This is a genomic window from Microbacterium sp. CGR1, assembly GCF_051062835.1.
GTDB lineage: Bacteria > Actinomycetota > Actinomycetes > Actinomycetales > Microbacteriaceae > Microbacterium.
The window spans coordinates 2,209,040-2,233,795 of sequence record NZ_JAOTPG010000001.1 but is presented as its reverse complement, the minus strand read 5'-3'; the positions used below and the strand labels follow the sequence as shown (position 1 = coordinate 2,233,795).

General features: G+C 68.8%; 26 protein-coding genes. 12 read left to right on the top strand and 14 right to left on the bottom strand.

What is annotated here, in order from left to right; translation table 11 throughout:
* Positions 1–80 precede the first annotated feature (80 nt).
* Positions 81–1,247, top strand: coding sequence for an anhydro-N-acetylmuramic acid kinase (locus tag OD997_RS11070; RefSeq protein WP_434331616.1), 1,167 nt, complete (start codon positions 81–83; stop codon positions 1,245–1,247).
* A gap of 24 nt (positions 1,248–1,271) precedes the next feature.
* Here the strand turns inward: OD997_RS11070 and OD997_RS11065 are convergent, their stop codons facing one another.
* The 5 genes from OD997_RS11065 to OD997_RS11045 form a co-directional block, all read right to left on the bottom strand.
* Positions 1,272–1,442 (bottom strand): hypothetical protein, encoded by a 171-nt coding sequence (locus OD997_RS11065; protein WP_434331615.1) that lies wholly within the window; start codon positions 1,440–1,442, stop codon positions 1,272–1,274.
* Complete coding sequence (locus OD997_RS11060) at positions 1,439–2,008, bottom strand: YdeI/OmpD-associated family protein (protein ID WP_434331614.1); 570 nt, start codon at positions 2,006–2,008, stop codon at positions 1,439–1,441. Before OD997_RS11060 ends, OD997_RS11065 begins: the two co-directional genes overlap by 4 nt.
* Position 2,009: 1 nt before the next feature.
* On the bottom strand, positions 2,010–2,819 hold the full coding sequence (locus OD997_RS11055; protein ID WP_311245603.1) for an HAD-IIA family hydrolase: 810 nt from the start codon (positions 2,817–2,819) through the stop codon (positions 2,010–2,012).
* Between the two features lie 65 nt (positions 2,820–2,884).
* Complete coding sequence (locus tag OD997_RS11050; protein ID WP_434331613.1) at positions 2,885–3,517, bottom strand: metal-dependent transcriptional regulator; 633 nt, start codon at positions 3,515–3,517, stop codon at positions 2,885–2,887.
* A 31-nt stretch (positions 3,518–3,548) separates the two neighbouring features.
* Positions 3,549–3,851 (bottom strand): hypothetical protein, encoded by a 303-nt coding sequence (locus OD997_RS11045; RefSeq protein WP_434331612.1) that lies wholly within the window; start codon positions 3,849–3,851, stop codon positions 3,549–3,551.
* A gap of 146 nt (positions 3,852–3,997) precedes the next feature.
* Here OD997_RS11045 and OD997_RS11040 point away from each other — a divergent pair, with 146 nt between their 5' ends.
* Positions 3,998–6,559, top strand: coding sequence for a rhamnogalacturonan lyase (locus OD997_RS11040; RefSeq protein WP_434331611.1), 2,562 nt, complete (start codon positions 3,998–4,000; stop codon positions 6,557–6,559).
* Between the two features lie 92 nt (positions 6,560–6,651).
* On the opposite strand, the gene OD997_RS11035 is transcribed toward OD997_RS11040, so the two are convergent.
* The gene (locus OD997_RS11035; protein WP_434331610.1) at positions 6,652–7,941 is read right to left on the bottom strand and encodes an Nramp family divalent metal transporter; all 1,290 of its coding nucleotides are present in this window, start codon (positions 7,939–7,941) and stop codon (positions 6,652–6,654) included.
* Between the two features lie 70 nt (positions 7,942–8,011).
* On the opposite strand from OD997_RS11035, the gene OD997_RS11030 reads away from it, so the two are divergent.
* On the top strand, positions 8,012–8,671 hold the full coding sequence (locus tag OD997_RS11030) for a TrmH family RNA methyltransferase (RefSeq protein ID WP_434331609.1): 660 nt from the start codon (positions 8,012–8,014) through the stop codon (positions 8,669–8,671).
* A 68-nt stretch (positions 8,672–8,739) separates the two neighbouring features.
* On the top strand, positions 8,740–9,207 hold the full coding sequence (locus tag OD997_RS11025) for a VOC family protein (protein WP_434331608.1): 468 nt from the start codon (positions 8,740–8,742) through the stop codon (positions 9,205–9,207).
* A 12-nt stretch (positions 9,208–9,219) separates the two neighbouring features.
* On the opposite strand, the gene OD997_RS11020 is transcribed toward OD997_RS11025, so the two are convergent.
* Complete coding sequence (locus OD997_RS11020) at positions 9,220–9,423, bottom strand: hypothetical protein (RefSeq protein ID WP_434331607.1); 204 nt, start codon at positions 9,421–9,423, stop codon at positions 9,220–9,222.
* 116 nt (positions 9,424–9,539) lie between these two features.
* On the bottom strand, positions 9,540–10,859 hold the full coding sequence (locus tag OD997_RS11015; protein ID WP_434331606.1) for an MATE family efflux transporter: 1,320 nt from the start codon (positions 10,857–10,859) through the stop codon (positions 9,540–9,542).
* 89 nt (positions 10,860–10,948) lie between these two features.
* Between OD997_RS11015 and OD997_RS11010 the strand changes: the two genes are divergently transcribed.
* From OD997_RS11010 to OD997_RS10995, 4 genes are all read left to right on the top strand, one after another.
* A complete protein-coding gene (locus OD997_RS11010) occupies positions 10,949–11,515 on the top strand; it encodes a DUF1992 domain-containing protein (RefSeq protein ID WP_434331605.1) in 567 nt (188 codons plus the stop codon).
* 42 nt (positions 11,516–11,557) lie between these two features.
* Positions 11,558–13,522, top strand: a complete 1,965-nt coding sequence (locus OD997_RS11005; protein ID WP_434331604.1) for a M13 family metallopeptidase — start codon at positions 11,558–11,560, stop codon at positions 13,520–13,522.
* 179 nt (positions 13,523–13,701) lie between these two features.
* Positions 13,702–14,625: a serine hydrolase gene (locus OD997_RS11000; protein WP_056311537.1), complete on the top strand. Its 924-nt coding sequence runs from the start codon at positions 13,702–13,704 to the stop codon at positions 14,623–14,625.
* A 48-nt stretch (positions 14,626–14,673) separates the two neighbouring features.
* A complete protein-coding gene (locus OD997_RS10995; protein WP_434331603.1) occupies positions 14,674–15,069 on the top strand; it encodes a hypothetical protein in 396 nt (131 codons plus the stop codon).
* 18 nt (positions 15,070–15,087) lie between these two features.
* Here OD997_RS10995 and OD997_RS10990 read toward each other — a convergent pair whose 3' ends face one another.
* Together OD997_RS10990 and OD997_RS10985 are read right to left on the bottom strand one after the other, a co-directional pair.
* Positions 15,088–16,530, bottom strand: a complete 1,443-nt coding sequence (locus OD997_RS10990; RefSeq protein WP_434331602.1) for an MFS transporter — start codon at positions 16,528–16,530, stop codon at positions 15,088–15,090.
* Positions 16,531–16,636: 106 nt separating this feature from the next.
* Positions 16,637–18,100, bottom strand: a complete 1,464-nt coding sequence (locus OD997_RS10985) for a peptide MFS transporter (protein WP_434331601.1) — start codon at positions 18,098–18,100, stop codon at positions 16,637–16,639.
* A 91-nt stretch (positions 18,101–18,191) separates the two neighbouring features.
* Between OD997_RS10985 and OD997_RS10980 the strand changes: the two genes are divergently transcribed.
* The 3 genes from OD997_RS10980 to OD997_RS10970 all read left to right on the top strand — a co-directional run bounded on the left by OD997_RS10980 (position 18,192) and on the right by OD997_RS10970 (position 20,731).
* Positions 18,192–18,881, top strand: coding sequence for a GNAT family N-acetyltransferase (locus OD997_RS10980; protein ID WP_434331600.1), 690 nt, complete (start codon positions 18,192–18,194; stop codon positions 18,879–18,881).
* A 94-nt stretch (positions 18,882–18,975) separates the two neighbouring features.
* On the top strand, positions 18,976–20,361 hold the full coding sequence (locus tag OD997_RS10975) for a glycine--tRNA ligase (protein WP_056512334.1): 1,386 nt from the start codon (positions 18,976–18,978) through the stop codon (positions 20,359–20,361).
* Positions 20,362–20,437: 76 nt separating this feature from the next.
* Positions 20,438–20,731: a hypothetical protein gene (locus OD997_RS10970; protein WP_434331599.1), complete on the top strand. Its 294-nt coding sequence runs from the start codon at positions 20,438–20,440 to the stop codon at positions 20,729–20,731.
* A gap of 17 nt (positions 20,732–20,748) precedes the next feature.
* Here OD997_RS10970 and OD997_RS10965 read toward each other — a convergent pair whose 3' ends face one another.
* The 4 genes from OD997_RS10965 to OD997_RS10950 form a co-directional block, all read right to left on the bottom strand.
* Entirely contained in the window at positions 20,749–21,174 is a 426-nt protein-coding gene (locus OD997_RS10965; protein WP_434331598.1) for a DUF1801 domain-containing protein, read from the bottom strand.
* Positions 21,171–21,743, bottom strand: a complete 573-nt coding sequence (locus OD997_RS10960) for an HhH-GPD-type base excision DNA repair protein (protein ID WP_434331597.1) — start codon at positions 21,741–21,743, stop codon at positions 21,171–21,173. Before OD997_RS10960 ends, OD997_RS10965 begins: the two co-directional genes overlap by 4 nt.
* A 52-nt stretch (positions 21,744–21,795) precedes the next feature.
* Positions 21,796–22,185 (bottom strand): hypothetical protein, encoded by a 390-nt coding sequence (locus tag OD997_RS10955; RefSeq protein WP_434331596.1) that lies wholly within the window; start codon positions 22,183–22,185, stop codon positions 21,796–21,798.
* A 144-nt stretch (positions 22,186–22,329) separates the two neighbouring features.
* A complete protein-coding gene (locus tag OD997_RS10950) occupies positions 22,330–23,637 on the bottom strand; it encodes a glutamyl-tRNA reductase (protein ID WP_434331595.1) in 1,308 nt (435 codons plus the stop codon).
* A gap of 61 nt (positions 23,638–23,698) precedes the next feature.
* Between OD997_RS10950 and hemE the strand changes: the two genes are divergently transcribed.
* A complete protein-coding gene (gene hemE / locus OD997_RS10945) occupies positions 23,699–24,721 on the top strand; it encodes a uroporphyrinogen decarboxylase (protein ID WP_434331594.1) in 1,023 nt (340 codons plus the stop codon).
* The last annotated feature ends 35 nt before the right edge of the window (positions 24,722–24,756 follow it).

The window sequence follows — 24,756 nt, the reverse complement described above, 5'->3', positions numbered from 1 at the left end:
ATGACGGGTTCGCGACTCCGTCCGTTCGCCTCCCTAACAAAAGCGGCCTACGCTCGTAGCAGGCGACGGAAGGATCACGCATGCGCGTACTCGGACTGCTCTCGGGCACCTCACACGACGGCATCGACGTCACGGTCGTGGACTTCGAGGAGAGTGACGGAGAGCTGCGCGGCACCGTCCTGCACGAGGACAGCGTTCCGTACGCCCCCGAGCTGCGGGCTCGTCTCGTGGCTGCACTGCCGCCCGCGCCCACGACGTTCGCCGAGGTCTGCGAGCTCGACACCCTGATCGGCCAGGCCTTCGCCGAGGTCGCCGCCTCGGCATCCGCCGCGGCCGGGGGAGTGGACGCGGTGTGCACGCACGGCCAGACGGTCTTCCACTGGGTCGACGAGGGGCACGCGCTCGGCACTCTGCAGATCGGCCAGCCCGCCTGGATCGCCGAGCGGGTAGGCGCCCCTGTCGTCTCCGATGTGCGGATCCGCGACATCACCGCGGGTGGTCACGGTGCACCGCTCGTGTCGTTTCTCGACGAGCTGCTGCTGCGCGGCCGCGCGGGAGTCTCCGCTGCGGTGAATCTCGGGGGCATCGCCAACATGACGGTGGTGGGCCCCGACGGCCTGTCGGCCTACGACATCGGCCCGGCCAACGCTCTGGTCGACGCGGTCGTGGTGGCCGAGGGCCTGAACGAGCGCGGCTACGACGCGGATGCCGCCATCGCACGCACCGGCACGGTCGACGACGGTCTCCTCGCAGCTCTCCTCGCCGACCCGTACTACGCACTCGCGGCGCCCAAGAGCACCGGCAAGGAGCACTTCCACCTCGATTACGTGCGCGCGCACGTCGACCGCCTCACGGGCTCGGGGCGCGCGCTCTCCGTCCCCGACCTCGTGCGCACCCTCACCGAGCTGACGGTGCGCACCGTCGCTCAGGACGTCACGTCGGCCGGCATCCGCTTCCTCGCGGTCTCGGGCGGCGGATGTCACAACCCGCTGATCATGCAGGGGCTTCGGGACGCGCTCCCCGAGGTCGAGGTCGTGCTGGCCGACGAGCTCGGTGCGTCCGTCGACAGCAAGGAGGCGATCCTGTTCGCCCTCATCGGCTGGTGCACGATGCACGGCGTCGCCGCCGTGACGCCCGGGGGCACCGGAGCGCGGGAGCCGCGCATCCTCGGCACGATCACCCCGGGCACAGGACCGCTGCGGATGCCGGAGCCGGTCGAGCGTGTGCGCAGCCTCACCCTGGGCTGACGGGGAGTCGAAGAGCGGCCACGCTCAGCGCTTGCGGTCGTCGTCGTCCCAGGGGCCTTCCCACCAACCGGCGCGTCCGTCGCCCTCGCCGCCTCCGCCCCGGCGGCGGGAGCGCCAGAACTGCACGACGAACACCGTCAGCGTGCTGAGAAGGATCAGGAAGACCACCAGGAAGAGCAGGTCCGACTGGTTCATGGGCGTTTCCCCTCCGCGGCATCCGCCACGATCTTCGCGATCCGCGCCGCACGCGTCTCTGCGCGCTTCGCCATCGCGATGTGTGTGAGGCCGAACTTCTTGACCGACTTCGGGAACGCGTCCCAGTTCGCGCGGGCGGCGGGCACGGCGTCCAGCGCCTCGCTCAGCTCGGCGGGCTCGGTGCCCGCCTCGGGGCCGTCGAGCATGGTCCAGGACCCGTCGGCCTTCGCGGCCTCGAGCACGCGGATGCCGGCCGGTGCGAGCGCTCCGGCGGCCTCGAGGTCGACCAGGCGCGCCTTGTTGGTCGCCGCCCATCCGCTGCCGCGGCGGCGGGGGGAGAACCACTGCCCTACGGTCTGATCGTCGAAGGTGCGTACCGGGCCGTCGATCCACCCGAAGCACAACGCCTGGCGCACGGCATCCTCGTATCCGACGCCGTCCGCGCGGGTGCCGCGAACGCTCAGCAGCCAGACGCCGGCGGTGCGCTCGTGATGCTCCTCGAGCCAGGCGCGCCAGACGGCAGCATCCGCTGCCGCGAACCGCTCTCCTTCGTCGAGCGCCCCCATGTCAGTCCTCGTCGAGTGTCGGGATCGACTCGGTGACGGTGGGCAGCAGATCGGCGACGGAGTCGACGATCTCGTCGGGGCGGAACGGGTACTTCTCGACCTCGGCCTGGTCGCTGATCCCCGTCATCACGAGCACGGTGTGCAGGCCCGCCTCGATGCCGGCGATGATGTCGGTGTCCATGCGGTCGCCGATCATGCCGGTCTTCTTCGAGTGCGCGCCGATCTTGTTCAGAGCCGAGCGGAACATCATCGGGTTCGGCTTGCCCACCACGTACGGCTCCTTGCCGGTGGCCTTGGTGATGAGGGCGGCGATCGCACCGGTCGCCGGCATCACTCCGTCGGCGGACGGGCCCGTGGCATCCGGGTTCGTGACGATGAAGCGCGCGCCCCTGATGATGAGGCGGATCGCCTTGGTGATCGCCTCGAACGAGTAGTTGCGGGTCTCGCCGACGACCACGAAATCGGGGTTCGTCTCGGTCATGATGAACCCCGCCTCGTGCAGGGCGGTGAGGATGCCGGCCTCGCCGATCACGAAGGCCGAGCCCCCCGGCAGCTGCTGCGCGAGGAAGTCGGCGGTCGCGAGGGCCGAGGTCCAGATGCGCTCCTCGGGCACGGTCAGGCCGCTGGCTCGCAGACGGGCCGAGAGGTCGCGCGCGGTGAAGATCGAGTTGTTCGTCAGGACCAGGTACGGGATCTCGTTCTGCTCCCACCCGGCGAGAAGCTCGGCAGCTCCGGGGATGGCGTCGTTCTCATGGACGAGCACGCCGTCCATGTCGGTGAGCCAGCATTCGATGTCATCACGGTGTGCCATGTGCACAGCCTATTGGCCCGCGGTTACGGGCAGGTGTCAGGTTCGAGCGATCGAGGCGGAACCGCTCAGGCGCTGAGCCAGACGACGCCGGGCGCCCCCTCGGGGAGGGCTGTCGGCGCGCCGTCGAGCTCGATTCCGGAGGCCGTGATCGTGACGGTCGCGGCGACCGAGACCCCCGCCGCCTCCAGAGCGCGCAGAAGCTCGGGGTCGCGGTCGTCGACGCGCAGCACCCGCCCGGTGTGGCCGGTCGGTGCATCGGCGAGCAGCACGAACGGCTCTCGGTCGACCGCGCCGTTCGCATCGGGGATCGCGTCGCCGTGCGGGTCGAAACGCGGGCGTCCTAGGCGTGCGTCGATGCCCTCGAGCAGTCGGTCGCTGATCGTGTGCTCGAGCACCTCGGCCTCGTCGTGCACCTCATCCCACCCGTAGTCGAACTCCTGAACGAGCCAGGTCTCGATCAGTCGGTGGCGGCGCACCATCGCCAGCGCGCGCTGCGTGCCGGCGTCTGTGAGTCGCACCGCACCGTAGGGGACGTGCGAGACGAGCCCGGCGGCGGCGAGCTTCTTCACCATCTCGGTCACTGAGGACGGGGCGATGCCGAGCTTCGCCGCGAGCACAGACGGGGTGATCGGCGCGTCCTGCCATTCGGTATGCGCGTAGACGGTCTTGAGGTAGTCGTCTGCTGCCGGGGATGCCACGTGTCCAGCCTAGATCAGGGCTGCGCTGGGCTCAGGGGTTGGCGACGTCGACGAGGATGCCGAAGGCGACCTGGCCGGCGAAGAAGATGATGAGGAATCCGAGCAGCGCGGCGAAGAGCGACATCCGCCCGTCGAATCCCTCGATCTCGGCGATCCCGATCTTGCGGGCGCGGAAGGCGAGGATGAGCGTCGCGATTCCCAGGGCGAGCTGCACCCACGGACCGCCGACGGGCAGCACGGTCGGGAAGGCCACGAGGAGTCCGCCGATCACGCCGGTCGCGATTCCGATCCAGGTGAGGATGCGGACGGAGCGGCGCGCGGTTTCGGCAGACATGGCATCGAGCCTAATCGCCGACGGGAGCTGTGAATCGTCTCAATCCGCCGGGATTCCTTGACTGGTCCCGGCGGGGCGGGTAGCTTCGAGCGGGCACGGGAAAACGCTATCCGAACGAGCTTCACGCTCAGAGAAGGATTTCGACGATGAATATCCGACACCATTCGTTCCGCGCCGTCGTGGCGGTGGCCGCCGCCGGCTGCCTCCTCGCCGGGGGTGCGCAGAGTGCAGGAGCCGTCAGCTCAGACGGTCCCGTCACCGGCCGCCACGGTCCTGGATCCGCCGGGCCGCAGCTCGAGGCACTCGACCGCGGTCTCGTCGCGGTCTCGACCGCCGACGGCGTCTTCCTCAGCTGGCGGCTGCTGGCGACCGAGGCGACCGGCGCGACCGCCACCGGCCTCGCCGGCCCCGACTTCGCGGTCTACCGCGACGGCGCTCGGGTGGCGACCGTCACCGACAGCACGAACTATGCGGATGCCGACGGAGCTGCGACCTCGGAGTACTCCGTGGTCCCGATCGTGAACGGCGTCGAGCTGACGGCATCCGCCTCGGCATCCGTCACCGCCTGGGCCGAGGGGCACCACGACCTGCCGCTCCAGAAGCCCGCCGACGGCGTCACCCCGAAGGGGGAGGCGTACACGTACTCGGCGAACGATGTCTCGGTCGGCGACGTCGACGGAGACGGGCAGTACGAGTACGTCGTGAAGTGGGACCCCTCGAACTCGAAGGACGTCTCGCAGCGCGGCTACACGGGCCCGGTCTATCTCGACACGTACGAGCTCGACGGCACCCTGCTGAACCGGCTCGACCTCGGCGTGAACATCCGCGCCGGCGCGCACTACACGCAGTTCCTCGTCTACGACTTCGACGGTGACGGACGATCCGAGACGATGCTGAAGACGGCGCCGGGTACCAAGTCGGTGCAGTTCGCCGCGGACGGGTCGGTCGCGAGCGAGTCGTACATCACGCTGCCCAAGGACGACCGCAAGGCCGGCTACTCGAACGATGACGACTACCGCCTCAGCGCCGCCGACTACGAGGCGCACCTGGTCGAGATGTTCCTCGGCTGGAGCGAGCGCGACGAGGTCGTGTCCGGTCAGTGGCCGGCCACTCTCGAAGAGGCATGGGGCATGCCCGTCACCCACGAGTACCCCCTCTCGCAGGAGAGCGCGCAAGAATTGGCGACCACCTTCATCGACGTGTACGCCCCGAGCCGCAGCGCGCGCAACCTGCTGCGCGAGTTCGAGGGGTTCATCGTCGACGGACCCGAGTATCTGACGGTCTTCGACAGCGCGACCGGCAAGGAGCTGCAGACCATCCCGTATCCGACCGAGCGGGGAGACGACGGACTGCTGTGGGGCGACTACGCGATGTCGCGCATCGAGCCGGCCAACCGCGTCGACCGCTTCCTCTCGGGTGTCGGATACCTCGACGGTCAGCATCCCTCCGCCGTGTTCGCCCGCGGGTACTACACACGCACGACCGTCACGGCCTTCGACTGGGACGGCAAGCGGCTGAAGGAGCGCTGGGATGTCGACAGCGGCCACGTACCCCTGACGAACCCGTTCAACGACTCCCCGCACGGCCGTGACGGCACCGACCCCGAGTTCGGCACGATCACGACGCAGGGCGATCACTCGCTGAGCTTCGCCGACGTGGATGCCGACGGAAAGCAGGAGCTCGTCTACGGATCGGCGACGATCGACGATGACGGCAGCCTGCTGTACAGCTCGTTCGACGTGCTGCCTGCGGGAAGTGCCGACCCCGGCGCGACGGTGCGACTCGGTCACGGAGACGCGATGCACGTGACCGACATCGACCCGAGCCGCCCCGGGCTCGAGATCTGGACCGCGCACGAGGGAGCCACGTCCGCTCCGTACGGGTCTGTGCTGCGCGACGCCGCGACGGGGGAATCGCTGTTCGGTGCCTACTCCGGCCGTGACACCGGTCGAGCGATGATCGGCGACGTGCGACCCGACGTGCCGGGGATCGAAGTGTGGTCGAGCATGCCGGGCGGCACCGAGGGCAGCGGTCTGCTCAGTGCGACGGGTGAGGTGCTGCAGCCCGAGACGCCGGGCACGAACATGTCGATCCGCTGGGCGGGCGACATGACCACCCAGCTCGTGAACGGCAGCGGCGACCAGACGCCCACGATCGACGACTGGACGCGTGGCACCGTGCTGACCGCCGCGGGCACGCTGACCAACAACGGCACGAAGGGCAACCCCTCGCTCGTCGCCGACGTGCTGGGCGACTGGCGGGAAGAGCTGCTCGTGCGCACGGCTGATTCGAGCGCACTGCGGTTCTACACGACTACCGAGCCCACCGCGCACAAGCTCACGACCCTCATGCACGACGTGCAGTACCGGGTCGAGACCGCTCGCCAGCAGACGACGTACAACCAGCCCGCGTACACCTCGTTCTACCTCGCGAGCGACCTCGACTGGGCGAACGTCCCGGTGCTGACCACACCGACGACGCCGAAGGCGCCGACGTTCACCGACAAGCCGGGCACGTCTCGCGACGAGGTGAAGGTGCCGACGAACGTGAAGGGTGTCAGCTATTACGTGAACGGCGAGAAGGTCGAGGCCCGAAACGGCAAGGTGCGCGTCACGGGTGAGGTGACCGTCGTCGCGGTGCCGGATGCCGGCTACCGGATCGCCGACGGCGCGGTCTCGCAGTGGACGGAGACCCTCCGAAAGCGCTGACCCGCGGTGACAGACCGCCGCCCCGAGCCGACTCTTCCCGTGCCGGCTCGGGGCGGTTCTGCGCGTGCGTCCGCGTGCCTCTGCATGCCGCCTCAGGCGCCGGTCAGCACCAACCAGAGCAGGGCGCCGTTGAGGGCGATGAGCAGTACCGACGCCACGACGCCCGCGGCCGTCGTCCACACCCGGTTCACCCACGGGCCGAGTGTGCGGCGCTGGGCGGTGAGCGCGACGAGCGGGATCAGGGCGAACGGGATGCCGAACGACAGCACGACCTGGCTGAGCACGAGGGCCAGCGTCGGGTCCACTCCGACCCCGAGGATCACCAGCGCCGGGATCAGCGTCACCAGGCGCCGTGCGAGCAGCGGGATGCGCACGTGCAGCAGGCCGTGCATGATCTCCGCTCCTGCATACGCGCCGACGGACGTCGAGGCGAGGCCCGAGGCGAGCAGGCCGACCGCGAAGAACGTGGCCACGACGGGGCCGAGCCCGGCAGCCAGCGCGGCATGGGCGCCCTCGAGCGAGTCGGTGCCCTCGACGCCGGCGAGGTTCGCGGCTGCCAGCAGCAGGATGCCGAGGTTCACGGTGCCCGCGATCACCATCGCGATCGAGACATCCCAGCGGGTCGCGGTGAGCAGGCGGCGGATGCGTGAGGTCTCGGTGCGCGCGGCTTCGGTCGGGGCGTGCGCTGCCGCCGAGCCGAATCGGTCTCGGGTCAGCGACGAGTGGGCGTAGATCGCGTGCGGCATGATGGTCGCGCCGAGGATCGAGGCCGCGAGCAGCACCGATCCCGTGTCCTCGAAGCGGGGAACGAGTCCGCCGACGACACTCGCGGCGTCCGGCGGCGCGACGAAGAGGCCCGCGACGAAGCCGACCGTGATGATCACCATGAGCCCGATGATCACGAACTCGAAGGGTCGAGCGCCCCGCCGACTCTGCACCGTGAGAAGGATCATCGACACGGCCCCGGTGATGACCCCGCCGAGCAGTAGCGGGATGTCGAAGAGCAGGTACAGCGCGACCGCGCCGCCGATCACCTCGGCCAGGTCGGTCGCCATCGCGACGAGCTCGGCCTGCAGCCAGTACGCCCGTCGAGCCCACGGCTTGGTGAGTCGCATACCGAGCACCTCGGGGAGGCTCTGCCCGGTGACCACCCCGAGCTTCGCCGAGAGGTACTGGATCAGCCAGGCCATGACGTTCCCGGCGACGACGACCCAGACCAGCAGGTAGCCGTACTGGGCGCCGGCGGTCATGTTGCTCGCGACGTTGCCCGGGTCGAGGTAGGCGACGCCGGCGACCAGTGCGGGGCCGAGCAGCCACAGACTGCGGGGTGCGGTGGCGCGAGCGGTCGGCGTGACCTCGTCGAGCGCGGCATTTTTAGGCATGCCGAAATCGTAGCGGAATTTTAGGCACGCCGAAATATGCCGTCTGTCGTGCGGCGGATAGCCTGACGGAATGGAAGAGCAGGCGCCCGCGGCAGCAGCGGAGACAGGCGGATCGTCGGCGCAGCCCGGATACGGGGTGGGACCGTGGCCCGGCGGAGAGTCGGAATGGCCGGAGGGGGAGCAGTACGACCCCGAGCTGCTCGCGACGGGTGACACGCGCAACGTGATCGATCGCTATCGCTATTGGCGGATGGAGGCGATCGTCGCCGACCTCGACACGCAGCGGCATCCGTTCCACGTCGCGATCGAGAACTGGCAGCACGACATGAACATCGGCTCGATCGTGCGCAGCGCCAACGCGTTCCTCGCCGATACCGTGCACATCATCGGCCGCCGCCGCTGGAACAAGCGCGGTGCCATGGTCACCGACCGGTACCAGCACGTCGTGCACCACGAGGACGTCGAGACGTTCGCGGCGTGGGCGGCGGCCGAAGGCATCCCGATCATCGCCGTCGACAACGTCGACGGCGCCGTGCCCGTGGATCGCGCCGAGCTGCCGCAGACCTGCGTGCTGCTGTTCGGGCAGGAGGGGCCTGGGCTCTCGGATGCCGCGCTCGCCGCGGCATCCGCCCATATCGAGATCACCCAGTACGGCTCGACGCGGTCGATCAACGCGAGCGCGGCCGCCGCCGTGATCATGTACGAGTGGTGCCGGAGGTACGCGGGCTGACTCCGGAGCATCCCCTCGACACGGTGCCGACGCGGGCGTAGCGTGAGTGCCGATCCGAGGAGGCCGCCATGGCAGAGATCAGTCCCATCCGCCCGTTCCTCTGGTTCGACGGTCAGGCGCAGGAGGCGATGGAGTACTACGTCTCGGTGTTCCCGAACTCGTCGATCGACCAGGTGGTGCTCTACCCCGATGAATCGCTCGATCGACATTTCGAGGGCATGAGCGGCAAGGTGCTCAACGGGGAGTTCACCCTGAACGGCACACCGTTCGGCTGCCTCGACGGCGGACCCGAGTTCGCCTTCAACGAGTCCATCTCGTTCGTGATCGGCTGTGCGGATCAGGACGAGATCGATCGCTATTGGGCGGCGCTCTCCGCCGTGCCCGAATCCGAGGCCTGTGGCTGGTGCAAGGACAGGTTCGGGGTCAGCTGGCAGGTCGTGCCGGCGGGCCTCGATCTGCTGCAGCAGCGGCCGGAGCAGATCCAGGCGCTCATGAACATGAAGAAGATCGTGATCGCCGAGCTCGAGAACGCCTGATCTTCTGACAGGTCAGTCTCTGTCGATGCCGAACGTGTTGCGGTAGAGCGCCGTCACGTCGCGGTCGAGAGCGCGGATCTCGCCGAGAACCTCGATACGAAGGCCTCCGATCTCCGCCTTGACGACGTGGATGAAGAGTGTCGACACGACAGTGATCATGCCGAACATCGATGCGGCGAAGACGCCGATCAGCACCCACACCTGCGGTTCGTTCATGGTCAGCACGCTCCGATTCTCGTTCGCTCGTGATGAGAATGCCAGGGCCGGAGCGCGGGAGTTGGCGAGATTCCGGGATACGTGCAGAACTCCGGATCTGCGACGATCGTGCAGGCCTAGGCCCCCGCAGTCATCCAGCGTCCGGATCGCACGCGCCAGCCGAGAGTGCCGAGTCGCGCGAGCAGGTAGACGCCGAAGAACGCGACGGCGAGCCAGATGAGGCCGGCCGCGCCGTCGACCCCGGTCGCGGCGATGATCCAGAGCGCGGGCAGGAAGGGCAGGAGGTTGAGTGCGCCCGCGAGCGCCAGGTAGCGGGCATCGTTCGCGCCCATGAGCACTCCGTCGAGCACGAAGACGACGCCCGCGATCGGCTGGGCGACGGCGAGAACGAGGAGCGCCGGCTGCACGAGCGTTGCGATCGACGGGTCGCCCGTGAACACGATGCCGAGCACACCCGAAAGTGCCGCGATGAGCGCCCCGACCGCGACGCCGAACCACGCGCCCCAGGCGACCGTGCGTCTGAGCACCCGGTGCACCTGCCGTTCGTCGCCCGCGCCGAGCTCCTTGCCGATCAGTGCCTGCGCGGCGATAGCCAGGGCATCGAGCGCGAAGGCCGCCGCCGAGAAGATCGTGAACACGATCTGCCAGCCGGCGAGCTCGTCCGTTCCGATGCCCGTGGCCACGGCGACGGTCACGAGGAGAGCCGCCCGCAGGCTCACCGTGCGCAGGAACAGCCAGCCTCCTGACCGTGCGGTGCTGCCCATGCCCTCTCTGCGTGCGTGCAGCGAGGCGTCGTGCTTCGCGGCGAGACGGCGGATCACCAGCACGTAGGCGCCGACCATCCCCCACTGCGCGACGACGGTGCCGGCTGCGGAACCGGCGATACCCCAGTCGAGGCCGTAGATGAACACGACGTTGAGCAGTGCGTTCGCGCCGAAACCGAGACCGGCGATCCACAGCGGTGTCATGGTGTCCTGCATCCCGCGCAGCAGTCCGGTCGCCGCGAAGACGATCAGCATGGCGGGGAGGCCCCACATCGAGACGACGAGGTAGTCGTTCGCCTGGGCGGCCACGGCCTCGCTCGCACCGAACAGCGACACGAGCCAGGGGGAGGATGCTGCGCCCGCCGCGGCGAGCACGGCTCCGAGCGCGAGCGCGAGCCACATGCCGTTGATGCCGACCGAGACGGCTTCACCCGGTCTTCCGGCGCCGAAGAGTCGAGCCACCGCGGGGGTGGTCGAGTAGGCGAGGAAGACCATGAGGCCGACGATCGTCTGCAGCACGGCGCCGGCGATGCCGAGGCCGGCGAGCGGGGTCGTGCCGAGGTGCCCGACGAGAGCGGCGTCGACGATGAGGAAAGCGGGCTCTGCGATCAGAGCGCCGAGCGCGGGGACGGCGAGGCGCAGGATCTCGCGATTGAGGGTGCGCTCGGTCATCCTCCGAGCCTATGGGCTGGTGCCGACAGTGCCCGCTGCGCCGTTCCGGTCGTACGCTGGGAGCACCCGGATGGCACGGGAGGTGCACCATGACGGATCCACGCGAGGCCGCGGCGCGATATCGCGCGCGACAGCAGAGCGAGAGCTCGGAGGAGGATGCCGAGTCCGGCACCGCTCCCGGGATCGCCGCCGCGACCGATCGGGCCGCGTTCATCGAGACGGCGATCCAGGTCGCGATCCGCCGGGGCGACTTCGATGATCTGCCCGGTGCGGGCAAGCCCCTCGAAGGACTCGGCACGCACCACGATCCGGACTGGTGGATCCGGCGCAAGATCGAGCAGGAGAATCTCACGGGGCTCGGCCCGCCGGCCATCCTGCTGCGCACCGAGGACCGCGAGCTCGACGAGCAGCTCGACCTGCTGGGTCGCGAGGCCGACGTGCGCGACGTGCTCGTGGACTTTAACAGGCGCGTCATCGAGGCTCGCCGTCAACTGCAGGGCGGCCCGCCCGTGGTCACGGAGACGCGCGACATCGACGTCGAGGTCGCGGCCTGGGCCGACAGGCGGGCGGCGAGACTCGACGCCCGCGCCGCGGGCGCCGCGGAGGCGCCGGAGCGGCCGCGGCGTCGGCGGTTCGGCATCCGTCGCGGGGCGTGACCGATTCCGCCCGAATGTCGGAGCGACGCATAGGCTGTTCGCATGACCGACGTGCTTCCCTCTGGCCTTGAGACCTCCGAGTTCAGCTCCGACATCCGCCCGCAGGACGACCTCTATCGTCACGTCAACGGTGCGTGGCTCGCGCGCACAGAGATCCCCGGCGACAAAGCGCGCTGGGGGTCGTTCCACCTGCTCGCGGAGCAGGCCGAGAAAGACGTCCGGGCGATCATCGAAGAGTCGCAGGATGCTGAGGACGGCACTCTCGCCCGCAAGATCGGCGACCTGTTCGCCAGCTTCATGGACACCGACCGCATCGCCGCCGCCGGTGTCACGCCGCTCGCCGAGACGCTCGCAGAGATCGACTCCATCGACAGCGTTCCGGCCTTCCTCCGCACGGTCGGCGCCTACGACCGCGACGGCCGAGCGCACCTGATCGGCTTCTACGTCGACGGCGACCCCGGGAATCCCGAGCGCTACCTCCCCGTCGTCGTGCAGTCGGGCCTCTCGCTCCCCGACGAGAGCTACTTCCGCCTCGACACGTTCGCCGAGACGCGTGCTGCCTACCGCGCCCACCTCGAGCGCCTGCTGTCCCTCGCCGGCATCTCGGATGCAGCGGCCACCGCCGACCGTGCGATCGCGCTCGAGACCGAGCTCGCCGGTCATCACTGGGACAACGTGAAGAGCCGCGACGCCGTCGCCACGTACAACCTCAAGTCCTGGGCCGAGCTCCAGGAGCTCGCGGGCGTCGACCTCGAGCCGTGGCGCGACGCCGTCGCCCCCGAGCACCCCGAGGCGTTCTCCGAGATCGTCGTGTCGCAGCCGAGCTTCCTCGAGGGCCTCGGCACGCTGCTCGTCGCCGAGCGCCTCGACGACTGGAAGGCGTGGCTCCGCGCGCAGGTCGTGCACGCCGCAGCTCCCTACCTCACCGACGACTTCGTTCAGGAGAACTTCTCCTTCTACGGCACCGAACTCACCGGCGTCCCGACGATCCGCGAGCGCTGGAAGCGCGGCGTCTCGGTCACCGAGAGCGCGCTGAGCGAGGCGATCGGCAAGGTCTACGTCGAGCGTCACTACCCGCCGACGGCGAAGGCCGCGATGGACGAGCTCGTCGACAACCTCATCGAGGCGTATCGCCGGAGCATCACCGACCTCGAGTGGATGACGGCCGAGACCCGCGAGCGCGCGCTCGCGAAGCTCGACTCGTTCACGCCGAAGATCGGTCACCCCACGGTCTGGCGCGACTACTCGAGCCTCGTGATCGACCGCGACGACCTGTTCGGCAATGTGCGACGCGCGGCGATCTTCGAGCACGACCGCAACGTCGCGAAGGTCGGCACACCGATCGACCGTGACGAGTGGCACATGCCTCCGCAGATGGTCAACGCCTACTACAACCCGTCGATGAACGAGATCGTCTTCCCGGCGGCGATCCTGCAGTACCCGTTCTTCGATGTCTCGCGCGATGCCGCCGCGAACTACGGCGGCATCGGCGCGGTCATCGGGCACGAGATCGGCCACGGCTTCGACGACCAGGGCAGCCGCTACGACGGCGCGGGCAAGCTCGAGGACTGGTGGACGGATGCCGACCGTTCGGCGTTCGAGGAGCGCACGAAGGCCCTCATCGCGCAGTACGACGAGCTGGTCCCCGAGGGGCTCGACGCCGCGCACCACGTCAACGGCGCCCTCACGATCGGTGAGAACATCGGCGACCTCGGCGGGCTCGGCATCGCTCTGAAGGCCTACGAGCTCTCGCTCGACGGGGCAGAGGCTCCGGTCATCGACGGATACACGGGCGTGCAGCGACTGCTGCTGTCGTGGGCGCAGGTGTGGCAGCAGAAGAGCCGCGACGCCGAGACGCTGCGACTCCTGACGATCGACCCGCACTCGCCCAACGAGTTCCGTTGCAATCAGATCGTCCGCAACATCGACGCCTTCTACGAGGCCTTCGACGTCGCGGAGTCCGACGCGCTCTGGCTGCCCCAGGACTCGCGCGTCACGATCTGGTGAGTCGTCCGTCGTAGCCGAATCGGGTCCCGAGGATGCTCTGCTTTCTCCTGCATGACGATCTGATGACCAAACGTCGGAGTCTGTAGGGCATCCTCACCTGAGGGGGTTACGATATCGATGCTGCGGGGGATGAACCCTGCAGCATCCCGCCAATCCAACCCCCCTTTTAAGGATCACGCGTGGGTGCTCCCGAGCCTGTCGAAGGGCCGTCACTGGCCTCGCTGCGCCGCTCTCAGCGGACCAGCCGCCGCTTGCCGCGTCGTGCCGCCGCCGGGCGGCGCTCGTTCACCTCGACATTGCAGGCGCTCGAGCAGCTGGCCGATTCCGGCGCGCAGGTTTCGGTGCACGTCGTCGATCTCGACAGTCACGTGCACGTGCTCTCGGGCGACGACCATGTCACGATGCCGATCGCAGGCCTCGGCGTAGTCCCCCTGCTGATCGAGGTCGCCTCGGCGTTCGAGGCGGGAACCCTCGACCCGCTCGAGATCGTCGAACGCAGCGCCGTGGAGTCCGTCTCGAGTTCGGGGCTGTGGCGGCACCTGCACGCTCCGGCGCTCCCGCTCGAAGACCTCGCCGTGCTCGCGGCGACGGCCGGAGATCCGATCGCGGTCAACGCGCTGCTGCAGCGGGTCGGCCACGACCGTGTGCGCGAGCGCATCGAGACCCTGGGGCTTCGCCGCACGGCACTGCTCGACCGGTTCCGCGATGAGCGCGGCCCCGATGACGCGCCTCAGGTGGCCGTCGGATCCGCGCGCGAGCTCGCGGGACTCTTCTCGGCACTCGTGAACTCGCAGGTGGTCGGCGCCTCGGTGAGCGCTCAGGTGTCGGAGTGGCTCAGCCTGAATCAGGATCTCAGCCTCGTCGCTGCGTCGACGGGGCTCGACCCGTTCGCACACGACCACGACGCCCACGGACTGCTGTTCATCAACAAGACCGGGCGCGACCGCGGCGTGCGGGCCGAGGCCGGCGTGCTCGCCGGTCCTCGCGCAGGTGTCGCCTACTCGCTGATCGTGTGCTTCGATGACCTGTCGATCACGCATCGGCTGCGCGCCCACGATGCCTTCCGTGTGCTCGGTGTCGAACTCATGGAGTACACGCACTGAGTCCGCCCCGACTATCGGATGCGACGCCGCGCTCGCTAGCCTCGAAGCATGCCCCGCCCCGACTGGACCCCGCATCGCCGCGACGATCGCGAGCTGCTCGGTTGGATCCACCCGGAGGGCGACGAATGGGTGGCGGTCGACGTGCTCGGTCGCCCGGCATCCGCTCCCACGGAGTGGCTCGATGCCGAGGCCGCGCTCGAGGCACGTGGGATCGCGTGGCTCGCGGACCCGTGGATGCTCGAGGGCGAGGCGGAGCGCCCGCTTCGCGTGCGCATCCTCGAGGTCACTCCCGATGAAGACGGCGCTCCCGGGCGCATCGTGGTGAAGATCGACGACTTCGGCGACGTCACCCGTCCACCGGCGCACCAGTACGTGCTCGAATGGCCGATCCCGGCGCGGTTGCGACCGCCGACGGACACCGATCCCGATCCGCGCGTGATCTGATCACGGTCAGCCCGACGCCTATCCGGGGAACGACGGATGCTGCTCGGAAGCGCGCTGGCGCGGGATGAAGAGCGACAGCACCAGCGCGACGATGCCGGCGGCGATCGCCAGCCAGAAGCACACGTCGAACGCGGCCCTGCTCGGGACGGAGACACCTCCGACGTCGATGCTCATGGCCGCGAGCACTCCGCCCATCACGGCCGAGGCGCTGGAGGTGCCGACCGAGCGGAAGAGCGCATTCAAGCCGTTCGAGGCACCTGTCTCGTTCGCCGGCACCGATCGCATGATGATCATCGGCATGGCGGCGAAGGTGAACCCGATGCCGACGCCGATCAGCAGGTTGCCGACCAGGATGTGCCAGACCTCGCTCGACCACAGCAGCACGAACACGTAGGCGAGCACGATCGCCCCGGCGCCGACCGTGAACAGGGGACGGGGTCCGACGGCGCGCTCGAGCCAGCCCGACAGCGGCGAGATGACCATCATCACGAGCCCCGCGGGCATGATGATGAGCGAGGCCGACACCATGTCGAGTCCGAAGCCGGCGCCTGAGGCGGCGGGACCCTCGAGCAGCTGCGGGAACGTCACGTTCGAGGCGAACAGGGCGAACCCCATGCCGATCGCGGCGATGTTCGTGAACAGCACGGCAGGTCGCGCGGCGACGCGCAGGTCGAGCAGCGGATCCTTCGTGCGCAGCTGGTACCAGCCCCAGATCAGCAGCACGCCGACTCCGCCGATGATGCACGTGAGCGTCAGCGGAGCGGTCCAGCCCCACTCGGCTCCCCGCGAGACGAACAGCAGGATGCCGGTGAGGCCGATCGCGAGACCGATCGCGCCGAGCACGTCGAGGCGGCCGGGGAAGCGCAGCACGTCCTCGGGGACCACGAGGAGCACGAGCGCGAGGCCGACGACACCGAGCCCGGCGGCGAGCCAGAACAGCCAGTGCCAGTCGGCGTTCTCGGCGAGGAGGGCGGCCACCGGCATCCCGATTGCACCGCCGACGCCCATCGTGGCGCTCATCAGGGCGACCGCCGTGCCGAGACGTTCAGGAGGGAGCACGTCGCGCATGATCGCGATCCCGAGCGGGACCACGCCGGTGACGGCGCCCTGCAGCGCGCGCCCGATGATGACGCCCACGATCGAGCCGGAGAGTGCGGCGATCAGGGAGCCGACGATGAGCAGTCCGAGCAGCACGATCACCACCCGGCGCTTGCCGTACATGTCACCGAGGCGGCCCGAGATCGGCGTGGCGACGGCCGCGACCAGCAGCGTGATCGTGACGACCCAGGTGGTGTCCTCGCGGGACGCGTTCAGAAGCCTCGGCAGTTCGGCCTGCAGCGGCACGACCAGCGTGAACATGAACGACGAGCAGAGTCCGGCGAACGCCAGGACCGCGACGATCGCCCACTTCGGAGGTGTTCGGGAGAGTCTTCTGCGCGCGCGATCTTCGTTCTCTCCCATCCCTTCAGGCTATCGGCGTCCCGGACACCCGAGGCGCGGGGCGCCCGCATCGCGTGACCCGAACAGCGTCGCCAGAACCGGAACGCCCTTCAGCCCCGCAGTCCCCTCAGTGCACGCCCTTCATGAGCCGCAGCACCGGCTTCACGGCGAAGAGCAGCCCCAGGCCGACCACGATCGCGATGCCGCCGAGGATCGAGAAGTAGGGGACCTCGTTCTTCGGATCGTAGAACCGCACGAGCCAGCCTGAGATCGCGGTGCCGAGGGCGATCGACAGGAAGAACAGAGCGACCATCTGCGTGTGGAACACCTTGGGTGCGAGTTTCGTCGTCACCGACAGGCCGACCGGAGAGATCAGCAGCTCGGCGACCGTGAACACGAACAGGATGCCGACGATCGCGAGCAGCGGAGTGGAGTTCGCGCCACCACCGGCGAACGGCAGGAAGAGCAGGAAGGCTGCGCCCATGATGATCGCGCCGAGCGCGAACTTCACCGGGGTCGACGGCTGGCGGGTTCCGAGGCGCGTCCAGATCGCCGCGAAGACGCCCGACAGGATGATGATGAACACCGGGTTGATCGACTGCACCCATGAGACCGGCATCTCGAATCCGAAGATGTTGCGGTCGAGGCGCTCGTCCGAATAGACCGTGAGCACGGTGAACTGCTGCTGGTACAGCGACCAGAACGCGACGCTCGTGATGAACAGCGGCAGGAAGCCCCACACCCGCGAGCGCTCGGTGCCGTCGATGCGACGGCTGCTGAGGATCACCGCGAAGTAGGCGACGGCGGCGACGATCGTGCCGATGATCACGATGGTCGACAGGTTGTCCGCCTTGATGACGCCGACGAGCACGAGCACGACGATCAGGGCGATCGCGGCCAGCGCGACGATCGCCACCAGCGGGTACCGCGAGGAGGGGAGCGGGTTGGGCACACGCCGGGCCTCGTCTGGCAGGGCGCGGCGACCGAACGAGTACTGCACGAGTCCGAGCGTCATGCCGATCGCGGCGAGCCCGAAGCCGTAGTGGAATCCGAGGGACGACTGCAGGATGCCGGTCAGGATCGGGCCGAGGAAGGCGCCGAGGTTGATGCCGAGGTAGAAGAGGGAGAAGCCGGCATCGCGGCGGGTGTCGTCTGCGCTGTAGAGCGTGCCGACCACCGAGGTCGCGTTCGCCTTGAGGCCGCCGGAGCCGAGGGCGACCAGCACGAGGCCGACGCCCACGCCGATGAAGCCGGGAAGGAGTGCCAGAGCCACATGCCCGGCGACGATCACGATGGCGCTGAGGAACAGCACGCGCTCCGAGCCCAGCATCCGGTCGGCGATCCAGGCGCCGAGGATGGTGGAGAGGTAGACCGACCCGCCGTAGGCGCCGACGATGCCACCGGCGACGGCCTGCGACAGGCCGAGGCCGCCCTCGCTGACCGAGAAGTACAGGTAGATGAGCAGGATGCCCTGCATGCCGTAGAAGCTGAAGCGCTCCCACATCTCGACGCCGAAGATGTGGACGAGTGCCCAGGGCTGCCCGAAGAACCGGGTGTCGGACTTCTCGGCTGTGGTGTCGCTGGATGCCATCCCCCCACGGTACGCCCCGTCAGCGCGCGCATCCCAGACCATTCGCGTCGCGCGATTCCGAAAACAGCGACCGGAGGGGCAGACTGGTGGCGTGCGAACCATCCGTGATCTGGACACCGTAGAACTCATCATCGACGCGCAGAGCCTGCTCGACTCCATCCGTGGACCCGAGCGAGTCATCGACGCGGGAACCCTGCGCGCCCTGCAGCAGTCGGGCAACTACGTCGTCGGACTCTTCGACGTCGAGGGTGGGGAGGAGCGCATGGTCGGTGCATCGATCGCCTTCTTCGGCGCTCCGGGCCGGAGGGCGATGCACTCCCACATCACGGCGCTGCTGCCCGAGTACCGCGGACGCGGGTGGGGGCGGGAGCTCAAGGAGCACCAGCGCCAGTGGGCGTTCTCGCGGGACGTCGGCCGCATCACCTGGACATTCGATCCGCTGGTCGCACGCAACGCGCACTTCTTCCTCACCGTTCTCGGTGCACGCGTGACCGGGTACTCGGTCAACCGCTACGGCATCTTCGGCGGCGGGGATGCCGGAGACGAGAGCGACCGGCTCGACGTCGAATGGGCGCTCGCCGACATCGCGAAGTCCCCGGAATCCGATGCGGTGGTGGAGACGCTCGAGATCCCGTCTGACATCGAGACGATCCGTGTGGAGGATCCGGATGCCGCACATGAGTGGCGCACCCGCCTTCGCGCGCAGATGGAGGGCCTGCTGGGCAGCGGCCTGACGCTCGCGGGATTCGACGTCGACAAGGGCTACCTCTTCACGGCGTGAGGGGCCGAGGCCCGGTGCTGCAGCGAACCGGTCGCGGATAGGATTGATGTGCCCGTGATCACGGGCTTTCCCACCGCCGACCATTGGAGCCACCGTGGCCGAACAGTCCCGTCTTGACAAGGTCATCGCCCTTGCCCGCCACCGCGGGTTCGTCTTCCAGGCGGGTGAGATCTACGGCGGTTCGCGGTCCGCGTGGGACTACGGGCCCCTCGGCACGGAGCTCAAGGAGAACATCCGCCGCCAGTGGTGGCAGACGTTCGTGCGCGGCCGCGGCGACATGGTGGGCCTCGACTCCAGCATCATCCTGCCCAAGCGCGTGTGGGAGGCGTCGGGTCACGTCGCCACCTTCACCGACCCTCTGGTCGAGTGCCTGAGCTGTCACAAGCGCTTCCGTGCCGACAACCTCATCGAGGACTTCGAGGCCCGCAAGGGCCGCAAGGCTGAGAACGGCCTCGCCGACGTGCCGTGCCCCAACTGCGGCACCAAGGGCCAGTACACCGAGCCGAAGTCCTTCTCCGGCCTCGTCAAGACCTATCTCGGAGTCGTCGACGACGAGTCCGGCCTGCACTTCCTGCGTCCCGAGACGGCGCAGGGCATCTTCGTGAACTTCTCGAACGTCCTCACCGCCAGCCGCAAGAAGCCGCCGTTCGGCATCGGACAGGTCGGCAAGGCGTTCCGCAACGAGATCACCCCCGGTAACTTCATCTTCCGCACGCGCGAGTTCGAGCAGATGGAGATCGAGTTCTTCACGCCGCCCGCCGAGGCGCAGGAGTGGTTCGAGCACTGGGTCGAGGCGTGCTGGAACTGGTTCATCGATCTGGGGATCGATCCCGAGAACATGCGTCAGTTCGACGTGCCCGAAGACGACCGGGCGCACTACTCCGCCGGCACCATCGACGTCGAGTACCGTTTCGGCTTCACTGGCAAGGAGTGGGGCGAGCTCATGGGCGTCGCCAACCGCACGGACTACGACCTGTCGAGCCACAGCGAGGCCTCCGGCCAGAGCCTGACCTACTTCGACCAGGCGACGGGCGACCGCTACACGCCGTACGTGATCGAGCCGTCGTTCGGCCTCACACGCGCCATGATGGCGTTCCTCGTCGACGCGTACCGCGAAGAGGAGGTGCCCAACGCCAAGGGCGGCACCGACGTCCGCACGGTGCTCAAGCTCGACCCGCGTCTCGCACCGGTCAAGGCCGCCGTGCTGCCGCTGAGCCGCAACGAGCGACTGTCGCCGCTGGCACGCGAGGTCGCGGACACGCTGCGCAGCTCGTGGGCCGTCGACTTCGACGACGCGGGTGCGATCGGTCGCCGCTACCGTCGACAGGACGAGATCGGCACGCCGTTCTGCGTCACGATCGACTTCGACTCGCTCGACGATCGCGCCGTCACCGTGCGCGACCGCGACACCATGGCGCAGGAGCGCGTCTCGATCGACGAACTGCACCAGTACCTCGCCGATCGCCTCAAGGGCGCGTGAGGAGTCAGCTGCCGGATCCCCGTGATCCGGCAGCTGAGCCCTGTAGGCGGCGATCGAGTTCTTCTATGCTGACCCCATGATCGAAGACTGGAGCGAGTTCAACGTAGCGATGGCGGGCGCGACGGCTGCTCTCGCCGGTCTCGTGATCGTGGCCGCGAGCGTCAACATCGGCGAGATCGTGAAGTCGCGTACCCTCACCGCGCGGCTGCTCGCGGGGATCGCGGCGCTCCTGCTCGCGGTATCGGCGCTGGGTCTCGTGCCCGGCATCGACGGGCTCTGGCTCGGCAGTGTGACGCTCGTGGCAGCTCTGCTCGCGATCGTGTCGGCGATCGTGGTCTCGTGGGTGGCGCTGGTCGAGGTGCTCCGCTGACGGGCCCCGCGAACGGATCAGCCTGTGACGGTGAGCTGTACCTGATCCGTGCCGCCCGCTTCGACCCAGGCGAGCGAGCGCTCGAGGATGCCGCGGAGCACGTCGAGATCGACCTGTTCCAGGTCCTTGATGTACAGGCATCCGACGCCGGTGGTGTGCGGACCGAGAGCCGCGAGCGCATCTGCGTGGGCGTCGACGCCGTCGAACAGGTAGATCGTGGTCGACGCCTTGCGGGGCGCGAAGCCGAGCAGTCCGCTGTCGCCCTCGGTGCCCGTCGGGTACCGGTAGTGGCAGCTGCCGAAGCCGATGATCGTGCCCCACGTCTGCGGGTCGCGACCGGTGATCTCCTGCATCAGCGCGGTCAGCGTCTCGGCATCCCGACGACGGATCGCGGGGCTGGAACGGGCGATGAGTCCTGCGACGTCATCGCCGGTGGGCTTCATGCCTTCGCCTTCGCCGCTGCCTTCATGGCCTTCTTGTGCTCGCGCACCTTGGTCAGCGACTCGGGCGACACGATGTCGGCGACGCTGCGGTACGAGCCCTCGACGCCGTAGTCGCCGGCGGCCTCCCGCCAGCCGGCGCCCGTGAAACCGTACTGCTTGCCGAGCAGCGCGAGGAAGATCTTGGCCTTCTGCTCGCCGAACCCCGGGAGGGCCTTGAGCCGCTTCAGGACCTCTGTACCGGAGGGGTCCCCGTCCGTCCAGATCGCCGACGCGTCTCCGCCCCACTGATCGACGAGATCCTGACACAGCGTCTGCACCCGGGCGGCCATCGACCCAGGGAACCGGTGGACCGCGGGGGTGGTCTTGAACGCCTCGAGGAACTCGTCGGGGTCCATGCCGGCGATGGTGGATGCATCCGTGGCTCCGGTGCGCTGCTCGATCTTGAGCGGACCGGCGAACGCGGTCTCCATCGGAACCTGCTGATCCAGAAGCATCCCGACCAGCAGGGCGAGCGGGTTGTCTGTCAGCAGGGCGTCTGCGGCGGTGTCTCCGGTGATGTGAAGGGCCATGTCTCCAGTCTGGCATCCCGGTCGGTACCGCGCCCCGCCCCGGCACGTGGAGTCAGATGCGCTGCAGTTTCGGAAGAGGGCCTTCGAGACGTGCGATCGACACCCGAACGTCGGCGATGTCGGTCTTGAGCTCCGTCTTGACGCCCGCGATCTCCGTCTTGAGTTCGACCCGGAGCTCGGCGATGTCGCCCTTGAGTTCGGTGCGGAGCTCGGCGATGTCGCCCTTGAGTTCGACCCGGAGCTCGGCGATGTCGCCCTTGAGTTCGGTGCGGAGCTCGGCGATGTCGCCTTCGACCTTCGCGAACCGTTCATCGATCCTGTCGAATCGCACGTCGAGGCCGCGCGATTGCTTGGCGAGCATCCTGGAGACGCCGCCGAGCACGGTCGCGCTGAAGGCGAAGAGGGCGATGATGATGCTGATCACATCGGGATCCACGAGCATCCTCCCAGTCTGCGTCCGGGGATGGGCTTTGTCATGGTTCGACGATATGAAGCACGCGCGACGCGGCGGAGGAATCTGAGGGGAGAGTGCCAGCGTCGGGGGAGATATCTCCGTCGAGACTGGTTGTGCAGAAGGGGTCGCGACTCAGGCGGTCGCGGCGGTGTCCGCGTCGGACGACTGCGCAGGCTCGACCGGCTGGATGCCGTAGAGCGTCGAGAGCGCGGCGGCGAACTCGTCGGCCTGTCCGGCGGCCGCGAGCTCGTGCGCGCGCGTGGTCGGCGTGTGCAGCAGAACGCCGGTGAGGTGGCGAAGCGCCTGCTCGACCTTGCCGTCTTCATCGCCGCGCGCGCGGGCGCGGCCGATCTCGGCCTCCAGCAGCGCGAACATGTGCGAGCGCAGGGCGACGACCGAGGGGGTGACGCTCTGGCGGCTGCCGACGACGTGGAAGGTGTCGGCGGCTTCGCGCACGACGGTGCGGGCGGCATCCGTCGCCTGCAGCTCTTCGAGCGGGGCGTGCAGGCTGATGGTCTCGAGGTCGAGCAGCGCGACGCCTTCGAGTGCCGCGACCGCGGGGTCGACGTTGCGGGGCATGCCGAGGTCGACGACCATCTGGCTGTGCGACGCGACGGGGCATCCCTCGGGGGCGATGCCGGTCGGCGCCTGCAGGTGCTCAGGGGTCAGCACCGGTTCGGTGGCGGCTGTGCAGGTGATCAGCAGGCTCGAGCGTGAGGCGACGCGGGCGTAGTCCTCGGCGGCGACCGGGCGGATGCCGTGTTTCGCGGCGAACTTCTCGGCGCGGCCAGAGGGTGAGTAGACCGAGATGTTGACGGCCCCGCGCTCGCGGAGCGTCGCGAGCGTGACCGCGGCGTAGGCGCCGGTGCCGACGAGCAGCACGCGCTCGGTCGACCAGTCGGCGATACGGCTGTCGGCGAGTTCGAGGGCGAGGCGCACGAGAGACCGCCCGGCACGGCCGAGGGCCGTGACGTTCTTGACCTTGCGCTGCGCCTGGCTCGCGCGCTGGAAGAGGCGCTCGAGCTCGGGTGAGGTGGTGCCCTCCTTGCGAGCGGACTTCAGCGCGCGGCGCACCTGCCCTGCGATCTCGCCTTCGCCGGAGACGACGGATTCGAGGCCCGAGGCGACCGAGAAGAGATGCTCCGCGACCCGGCGACCGGAGTGCACCTCGTAGGCGCCGTCGAGTTCCGCCGTGCTGATGCCGGTCGAGGATTCGACGGCTTCGAGCACCGCCTCGACACCGATCGCACCCGCGGCGGTGACCGGCTCGTCCATCTCGACGTAGGCCTCGAAGCGGTTGCAGGTAGCAAGAACGACCGCACCCTGCACGCAGGACGCCATGTCCACCACAGTGGAGGCGACGTCGTCGGGGGTGCGGCTCAGGCGTTCGAGCAATTCGAAGGAGGCGGTCTTGTGACTCGCCGTGACAACCAGCAGCACGCATCGATTCTACCTGAGGCTTCATGCAGGTCGGCCCAGGAGCGGATGGGAGGATGGATGCATGGCCCTCTCCGATGCTCCGCTGCTGCGCGCCCTCACCGGCCCCCGACCCGAGCACGCCCCCGTCTGGTTCATGCGGCAGGCGGGCAGGTCACTTCCCGAGTACCGCGAGCTGAGGGTCGGAACGCGCATGCTCGACGCCTGCCTCACCCCCGACCTCGCCGCTGAGATCACCCTCCAGCCCGTGCGGCGTCACGGGGTGGATGCCGCGGTGTTCTTCAGCGACATCGTCATCCCGCTGCGTCTCGCGGGGGTGGAGGTAGAGATCGAAGCCGGCCGCGGGCCCGTCTTCGCGAACCCCGTGCGCACGGCGGCGGACGTCGACCGCATCACGGCCATCGATCCACTCTCGCTCGACGGCACCGCGATCGCCGAGGCCGTGGGAATCGTGACGGCAGAACTCGGCGACACCCCGCTGATCGGCTTCGCGGGTGCACCGTTCACCCTCGCCGCCTATCTCGTCGAGGGCGGCCCGTCGAAGGAGCATCTGCGCGCTCGGGCGATGATGCACTCGGATCCCGACTCGTGGAACCGCCTCGCCGGCTGGCTGGCGCAGATCTCGCGTCGCTTCCTCGAGATCCAGCGCGACGCCGGAGCATCCGTCGTGCAGCTGTTCGACTCGTGGGCGGGGTCGCTGAGCACCGCCGACTATCGCGCCTTCGTCGCCCCGCACTCCCACGTGGCGCTCGAGGGCATCGGCGTGCCGAGCATCCACTTCGGTGTGGGCACGGGGCCGTTCCTCGCCGACATGCGTCTGGGCGGCATCGCCGACGGCGTCGGCGTCGACTGGCGACTGCCTCTTGATGAGGCCGCGGCGATCCTCGGGCCGGATGTCTCGGTGCAGGGCAACATCGACCCGGCCCTGCTGTCGGCCCCGTGGCCGGTGTTGGAGGCTCACGTGCGCGACGTGGTCGAGCGCGGCCGCGCCGCCCGGGGCCACATCGTCAACCTCGGACACGGCGTGCCGCCCGAGACGGACCCCGACCAGCTCACCCGCATCGTCGAGCTGGTCCACTCGATCTAATCTCCGTCGCCCCGACCTATATAGCTCGGGTGCTA

Excerpts from the sequence above, each read along its gene's own strand:
- OD997_RS11015 (WP_434331606.1), bottom strand. The coding sequence starts at position 10,859 with ATGACCGAGCGCACCCTCAATCGCGAGATCCTGCGCCTCGCCGTCCCC.
- OD997_RS11055 (WP_311245603.1), bottom strand. The coding sequence starts at position 2,819 with ATGGCACACCGTGATGACATCGAATGCTGGCTCACCGACATGGACGGC.
- hemE (WP_434331594.1), top strand. The coding sequence starts at position 23,699 with ATGGCCCTCTCCGATGCTCCGCTGCTGCGCGCCCTCACCGGCCCCCGA.
- OD997_RS11010 (WP_434331605.1), top strand. The coding sequence starts at position 10,949 with ATGACGGATCCACGCGAGGCCGCGGCGCGATATCGCGCGCGACAGCAG.
- OD997_RS11035 (WP_434331610.1), bottom strand. The coding sequence starts at position 7,941 with ATGCCTAAAAATGCCGCGCTCGACGAGGTCACGCCGACCGCTCGCGCC.
- OD997_RS11065 (WP_434331615.1), bottom strand. The coding sequence starts at position 1,442 with ATGAACCAGTCGGACCTGCTCTTCCTGGTGGTCTTCCTGATCCTTCTC.
- OD997_RS11060 (WP_434331614.1), bottom strand. The coding sequence starts at position 2,008 with ATGGGGGCGCTCGACGAAGGAGAGCGGTTCGCGGCAGCGGATGCTGCC.
- OD997_RS11025 (WP_434331608.1), top strand. The coding sequence starts at position 8,740 with ATGGCAGAGATCAGTCCCATCCGCCCGTTCCTCTGGTTCGACGGTCAG.
- OD997_RS10970 (WP_434331599.1), top strand. The coding sequence starts at position 20,438 with ATGATCGAAGACTGGAGCGAGTTCAACGTAGCGATGGCGGGCGCGACG.
- OD997_RS10965 (WP_434331598.1), bottom strand. The coding sequence starts at position 21,174 with ATGAAGCCCACCGGCGATGACGTCGCAGGACTCATCGCCCGTTCCAGC.
- OD997_RS10990 (WP_434331602.1), bottom strand. The coding sequence starts at position 16,530 with ATGGGAGAGAACGAAGATCGCGCGCGCAGAAGACTCTCCCGAACACCT.
- OD997_RS11040 (WP_434331611.1), top strand. The coding sequence starts at position 3,998 with ATGAATATCCGACACCATTCGTTCCGCGCCGTCGTGGCGGTGGCCGCC.
- OD997_RS10955 (WP_434331596.1), bottom strand. The coding sequence starts at position 22,185 with ATGCTCGTGGATCCCGATGTGATCAGCATCATCATCGCCCTCTTCGCC.
- OD997_RS11045 (WP_434331612.1), bottom strand. The coding sequence starts at position 3,851 with ATGTCTGCCGAAACCGCGCGCCGCTCCGTCCGCATCCTCACCTGGATC.
- OD997_RS11005 (WP_434331604.1), top strand. The coding sequence starts at position 11,558 with ATGACCGACGTGCTTCCCTCTGGCCTTGAGACCTCCGAGTTCAGCTCC.
- OD997_RS11030 (WP_434331609.1), top strand. The coding sequence starts at position 8,012 with ATGGAAGAGCAGGCGCCCGCGGCAGCAGCGGAGACAGGCGGATCGTCG.
- OD997_RS10960 (WP_434331597.1), bottom strand. The coding sequence starts at position 21,743 with ATGGCCCTTCACATCACCGGAGACACCGCCGCAGACGCCCTGCTGACA.
- OD997_RS11020 (WP_434331607.1), bottom strand. The coding sequence starts at position 9,423 with ATGAACGAACCGCAGGTGTGGGTGCTGATCGGCGTCTTCGCCGCATCG.
- OD997_RS10985 (WP_434331601.1), bottom strand. The coding sequence starts at position 18,100 with ATGGCATCCAGCGACACCACAGCCGAGAAGTCCGACACCCGGTTCTTC.
- OD997_RS10995 (WP_434331603.1), top strand. The coding sequence starts at position 14,674 with ATGCCCCGCCCCGACTGGACCCCGCATCGCCGCGACGATCGCGAGCTG.
- OD997_RS11070 (WP_434331616.1), top strand. The coding sequence starts at position 81 with ATGCGCGTACTCGGACTGCTCTCGGGCACCTCACACGACGGCATCGAC.